Genomic DNA, 6,141 nt, shown 5'->3' with positions numbered 1-6,141 from the left:
AAGAAAACAAATCCAACATTCAAATTATTTCAACGAAAAAATACGAGAATGAGTGTGAAGAAAAATCACTGTTTGAACGAAGTGAGTTTGTGATTTTTCAGTAAATGAAGTATTTTTGAGAGAGAAATAATTTAAGTTGGAAGTTTTTTGGTACAACCTTTTTTGCAAAAAAGGTTGTGAAAAGATTTTAAAAATTCTCTATAAAAACTGAATTTTTATTTTTTATCTATAATAAGTATTATGTAATTTTATAATAACTATAACAATTAAAAACTCCATCTTTTCAAAAAACATATAATGTGATAATATAAAAAGAAACAAAATAAAAATGGAAGTGTGAAATGGCTACATATAATTTACTATTCAAAGATTTGGAAGAACTTAAAATTAAAGGGATAGGTAAAGTTACAACGGGAAAATTCAATAAACTTGGAGTTTATACTTTATATGACCTTCTTTATTTTTTTCCGAGAGCATATGAAGATAGAGCTGGAAATAAAAATATAGCTGAAATACTTCCTGATGAATTTGCAATCATAAGAGGTATTGTCATAAATGTTGTAAATCAATATATAAAAGCAGGAAGAACTATGTTCCGTGCAGTTTTAAGAGATGAAACGGGAATTATGGAACTTGTCTGGTTTAATAATAAATTTATGAAAAATAATATAAAAGTGGGAGATGAGCTGTTAGTTTACGGTAAGATTAAATATGCGGGTAAATTTCAGATTGTAAATCCGGAATATAAAAAAATATACTCGGGAAATTCAGGAAAAGAAATATCCGTACATGAGCAGATACTTCCAATTTATCCGTCAACAGCTTCACTTAGACAGGAAGCCATAAGAAAAATCATATATGAGGCATTACTTGATTATGGATATTTATTACAGGAAAATATTCCTGAGAATTTAATAGAAAAAGAGAAGCTTCTTCCAAGAAAAGATGCTTTGTTGAATATACATTTTCCTGAAAATATGGAAAAGTGCAGAGAAGCAAAAAAAAGATTTATGATGGAGGAAATTTTGCTCCTTGAAATGGGGATACTTCAAAACAGATTTGAAACAGATAAAGGGAATAATAATATATATGAATTGGAAGATAATAAACGGTTAGTAAGTAAATTTATAGAAAGCCTTGAATATGAATTGACAAAAGCTCAAAAAAAAGTAATAAGTGAGATTTATAAAGAATTAAAAGCGGGGAAAATAGTAAATCGTCTTATTCAAGGTGATGTCGGTTCCGGAAAAACCGTAGTTGCACTTATTATGCTCCTATATATGGCTGAAAACAACTATCAGGGAGTAATAATGGCACCTACGGAAATATTGGCGACACAGCATTATCTGGGGATTGTGGATATATTCAATAATCTCGATGTGCGAGTGGAACTTTTGACAGGAAGTGTGAAAGGAAAGAAAAGGGAAAAGCTTTTATTGGAAATAGAAAACGGACTTGTGGATATTGTTATAGGAACTCATGCTCTTATAGAAAATGATGTGGTTTTCAAAAAATTGGGACTCATAGTCATAGATGAACAGCATAGATTCGGAGTAGTACAGAGAAAGCTTCTGAGGGAAAAAGGCAGTATCGCGAACTTAATAGTAATGAGTGCGACACCTATTCCAAGATCATTAGCTTTAACAATATATGGTGACTTAGATGTCTCCATTATTAATGAACTTCCTCTCGGAAGGACTCCTGTAAAAACCAAATGGATAAGAAATTTTGAAGAAAAAACTAAAATGTATAAGTTCATTGAAAAAAAAATAAAAGAGGGAAGACAGATATATGTTGTCTCTCCTTTAATTGAAGAAAGTGAAACATTAAATGTAAAATCAGCTCAGGAAACTTATCAAGAATATAAGGAAATTTTTCCTGACAAACGTTCTGCCCTTATTCATGGACGGCAGAATTATAAAGAAAAACAGGAAATAATGAGAAAATTTAAAAATCATGAGCTTGATATACTAATATCTACAACGGTAATAGAAGTGGGAGTAAATGTTCCTAACGCTTCCGTGATGGTTATAAGAGATGCTCAGAGATTTGGTCTGTCTTCACTCCATCAGTTGAGAGGAAGAGTAGGAAGGGGTGGACATCAGTCTTACTGTTTTTTGGAGTCGGAAACTGATAATGAGTTATCAATGAGAAGACTCGGAATTATGGAAAAAACTACTGACGGATTTAAAATAGCCGAAGAAGATTTGAAATTGAGAAATTCAGGAGAAATGCTCGGGACAAGGCAAAGCGGAGTTTCGGATATGTTACTTACGGATATTGTAAAAAATGTTAAAGAAATAAAGTTGATAAGAGATTACGTGATAAATTATCTTGAAGAACACAACGGTAAAATAGATAACGAATTTTTAAAGAGAGACATTTATGAGAAATTTCATAAAAAAATAATGGAATAATAAAAAATTAAAATTATTCGAGAAAGGAGTTTTGGAGAGAATGAAAAGGCACAATGCCGATATGGGCTTGCTTTTAGTAGGGGTTTTATGGGGGTTAGGATTTGTTTTTGTAAAAATAGGATTAAATGAAGGAATAGATCCTTTCTATCTTCTTACAATAAGGTTTTTAGGAGGATTTTCAATTCTTTATATTATATTCGGTAGAAAGATGAAGAAAATAACATTGTATGATCTAAAGGCAGGAATAATAATAGGAATGTTTCAGTTTTTCGGCTATACTCTCCAGACTTATGGAATGACAATGACTACTGCAAGCAACAATGCTTTTTTTACAGCGATTAATGTAGTTATAGTTCCTTACTTCTTTTGGTTTATATATAAAGAAAGGCCTGATAGATCAACATTTCTGGCTTCAGTTTTGTGTATACTGGGCGTAGGGATAATGAGTTTTGATAATAATATGAATTTGACAAGTCTGAATAAGGGAGATATCCTTACTATAATATGTGCCGTATTTTTTGCAGCACAAGTTGCTTCAACAGGATATTATAGTGAAAGGATTTATACATTAAATCTTGTTTTTATACAGATGATAGTGGGAGGAGTCTTGTTTTTGTTAAATCTTTTATTTATTTCAGGGATGAAAGAAATAAAACCGTTGCATGGGATGTCATTAATCGCAATACTGTACCTGACAATATTTTCAACGGCAATTCCTTTTTTATTGCAGACTTATTTTCAGAAATGGACTACATCTACAAGAGCTTCAATAGTATTGACAACAGAATCACTGTTTGCTCCTTTATTCGCTTTCTTTCTCCTTGGAGAAGTTCTGACTTTAAAAGTAATAACAGGAGCCGGATTAATAATGCTTTCTGTACTTGTTTCTGAAATAAAATTTAATAAAAATGAACTGAAGAAAGAATGAAAGGACTCTTTAATAAAATAATGCAGACAAATTTAAAGTGATTTATTAATTGAATAAATTTATAAAGATATGATAAAATAAAAGAAATATAAAATTTTGGGAAAGGAGATGTATGGTAATTTTAAAAATTAAAATAATTACCATACTGTAAAAATGAAACTATCAAAAGCATTTTTAAAAACGTATAAGGAAGCACCGAAAGAGGCTGAAGTAATAAGTCATCAGTTAATGTTAAGAGCTTCTATGATAAAACAGCTTACAAGAGGCATATACAGCTATCTCCCTTTGGGGTATAAAGTTTTGAGAAAAATAGAAAATATTGTTCGTGAAGAAATGGATCGGGCAAATGCTCAGGAAATACATATGCCGGTGTTACAGCCCTCTTCTTTATGGGAAGAAACAGGAAGATGGTTTGCATACGGACCTGAATTGATGAGGCTAAAAGATAGAAATGAGAGGGAGTTTGCGTTGGGACCCACTCATGAAGAAGTTGTAACGGATATTGTAAGAAATATGGTAGATTCATATAAAGATTTACCTTTTAACCTTTATCAGATACAAACAAAGTTTAGAGATGAGATACGACCGAGATTCGGGCTAATGAGGGGTAGGGAATTTCTTATGAAAGATGCCTACAGCTTTCATATTGACGAAAAATCTCTTGATGAAGAATACTTGAATATGAAAGCAGCTTATGAAAGGATATTTGAAAGATGCGGTCTTAATTTTAGAGCTGTAGAAGCTGATTCAGGTTCTATAGGAGGAGATTCGTCCCATGAATTTATGGTGCTTGCAGATAGCGGTGAAGATGATATACTCTATTGTGATGTTTCTGATTATGCTGCAAATAAGGAAAAAGCTTCGAGTATAATAAAACTTGAAATGAGCAATGAAGAAAAAAAAGAAAAGGAACTTGTAGAGACTCCTGATTGTAAGACAATAGAGGATGTTGCAAATTTTTTTAAAGTGGATAAGACAAAAACGGTAAAAGCTGTTTTGTTGAAAGAAGTTCTTGCAGACGGAGCAAATTATTTTATGGCTTTAATAAGGGGAGATCTTGATATAAATCCAATTAAGGTAAAAAATATTGCAGGAGCAGCAACGGAACTGGAAATGATGGATGAGGAAGATTGTGAAAAACTTGGAATTGCAAAAGGATATGTAGGTTCTTTTGATAAAAATGAAAATATAAAAGTAGTTTTGGATGAAACGGTAAAATATATGAGGAATTTCATTGTAGGAGGAAATAAAGAAGGGTATCATTATGCAAATGTAAACCTTGAAGATATACACTATGATATAACAGGAGATATAAGAGAAGCAAGAGAGGGGGATGGTTGTCCCGGTGGTAAAGGGACTCTTAAAATTGCAAGAGGAATTGAAGTGGGACATATATTCAAATTAGGCGAAAAATATTCAAAAGCATTGAATGCAACAGTTTTAGATGAAAACGGAAAACAGCGTATAATAAAAATGGGATGCTATGGAATAGGAATTTCCAGGGTAATGGCAGCGGCAATAGAACAGAACCATGATGAATGGGGGATAATATGGCCTAAAGCTATAGCTCCTTATCTGGTGGATATAATAATTGCAAATATAAAAGATGAGACACAATATTCATTAGGAGAAAAGCTTTATGAAAAACTGAACAGTAAAGGAATAGATGTAGTTTTAGATGACAGGAATGAAAGAGCGGGATTTAAGTTTAAAGATGCTGATCTTATAGGGTTTCCTTTGAAAATAGTTGTTGGAAAAGGAGCGATTGAGGGAAAAGTTGAGATTAAAGACAGAAGAACGGGAGAAAGTCAGGAAATAAAAGTGGAAGAAGTAACTGATTTTTTAAAAAAATTTATAGAAGAATAATATAAAATATAAGGGAAAATGGTTATGTTTAATAAGTTGAAAAAAATTTTAAAATCTGAAAAGGAGCAGAACAGCCGTAATCATGGCAGTGAAATTGTAAGATGGGAAATTTTACCGAATAATCCTGCAAAAATAGGATGCCTTAAAAGTTCTGATCCGAAACATACCGATATTGTCTTTGCTGAGTTTTTGTATGATTTGTTGGCAAAAAAGGGTTGGAATGTTCAAATACTCAAAAGTAACGGTGAAAATAAATGGCTCCATATTCCTGAAAACGGTTATTATCTGTTGCCTTTGTTGAATTGGGTGGATAATGATGAAGAAGGGAAGTACAGAGTAGCAACTACTATTCAGATTCATCATAAAGAATTATTTTTGAAAGGTATTTTCGAGTATCAGTATAGTCGGTGGAGTGATGAGCTTTCAATGGGAATTATAGATGCTTTTAACAGTTGGATAATGCTCGACTGGGCTACTTTGTGCGATGCTGCAAATCCTGAAAATGCTGAAAATATGAACGAAATAATTGAGGTAACTTCTGAAGATAAAAAATCTTCGAAAAGACATTTGTTTTTTGGGAATATGGTAATTTATCCGAATTTTGATGTAGAGAAGTCTGAAAAAGCAGGAATTGATGTTCATCCTTATATTGATGAATTTTGTCCTTGCTGCTTTTTTACGAAATCAATGGAAGTTTTTTCCAAGCAAATGAGAGATAGCGGAAAAAGTTATGCAATCAGATTATTTGCTTTAAAAGAGCCTGACGGAACGCTTGATGCGGATGTCAGAATTAACGGAGAAGAATATCCTCAAGCTGAAGAATATCTGAAAAAATATGCAGCTACGTGGAAAAACTGTGATATTATAAAATTCAGGAAACAGTATGTCATTATTACCGATGTAAAAGTAAAATATAATTAACAGATTGGA

Annotated in this window: 4 protein-coding genes; all 4 read left to right on the top strand. The window is 32.0% G+C overall.

Features of this window, described 5'->3' with window-relative positions:
• The first annotated feature begins 341 nt into the window (after positions 1-341).
• The 4 genes from recG to EII29_RS08215 all read left to right on the top strand — a co-directional run bounded on the left by recG (position 342) and on the right by EII29_RS08215 (position 6,132).
• Positions 342-2,417 carry an ATP-dependent DNA helicase RecG gene (gene recG, locus EII29_RS08230; protein WP_125237051.1) on the top strand — a complete coding sequence of 692 codons (2,076 nt, stop codon included), beginning with the start codon at positions 342-344 and terminating at the stop codon, positions 2,415-2,417.
• A 40-nt stretch (positions 2,418-2,457) separates the two neighbouring features.
• On the top strand, positions 2,458-3,345 hold the full coding sequence (locus EII29_RS08225) for a DMT family transporter (protein WP_125237050.1): 888 nt from the start codon (positions 2,458-2,460) through the stop codon (positions 3,343-3,345).
• A 153-nt stretch (positions 3,346-3,498) separates the two neighbouring features.
• Complete coding sequence (locus EII29_RS08220; protein WP_125237049.1) at positions 3,499-5,211, top strand: proline--tRNA ligase; 1,713 nt, start codon at positions 3,499-3,501, stop codon at positions 5,209-5,211.
• A 24-nt stretch (positions 5,212-5,235) separates the two neighbouring features.
• Positions 5,236-6,132, top strand: a complete 897-nt coding sequence (locus EII29_RS08215) for a DUF6348 family protein (RefSeq protein WP_125237048.1) — start codon at positions 5,236-5,238, stop codon at positions 6,130-6,132.
• Positions 6,133-6,141 lie beyond the last annotated feature (9 nt).

It is taken from the genome of Leptotrichia sp. OH3620_COT-345 (genome assembly GCF_003932895.1).
Lineage (GTDB): Bacteria > Fusobacteriota > Fusobacteriia > Fusobacteriales > Leptotrichiaceae > Pseudoleptotrichia.
Note: the sequence above shows the minus strand (reverse complement) of the source record. Positions and strands in the feature narration are given on the sequence as shown.

What these genes read in the sequence shown, in the direction of transcription:
- recG (WP_125237051.1), top strand. Translation starts at nt 342, where the DNA reads ATGGCTACATATAATTTACTATTCAAAGATTTGGAAGAACTTAAAATT.
- EII29_RS08225 (WP_125237050.1), top strand. Translation starts at nt 2,458, where the DNA reads ATGAAAAGGCACAATGCCGATATGGGCTTGCTTTTAGTAGGGGTTTTA.
- EII29_RS08220 (WP_125237049.1), top strand. Translation starts at nt 3,499, where the DNA reads ATGAAACTATCAAAAGCATTTTTAAAAACGTATAAGGAAGCACCGAAA.
- EII29_RS08215 (WP_125237048.1), top strand. Translation starts at nt 5,236, where the DNA reads ATGTTTAATAAGTTGAAAAAAATTTTAAAATCTGAAAAGGAGCAGAAC.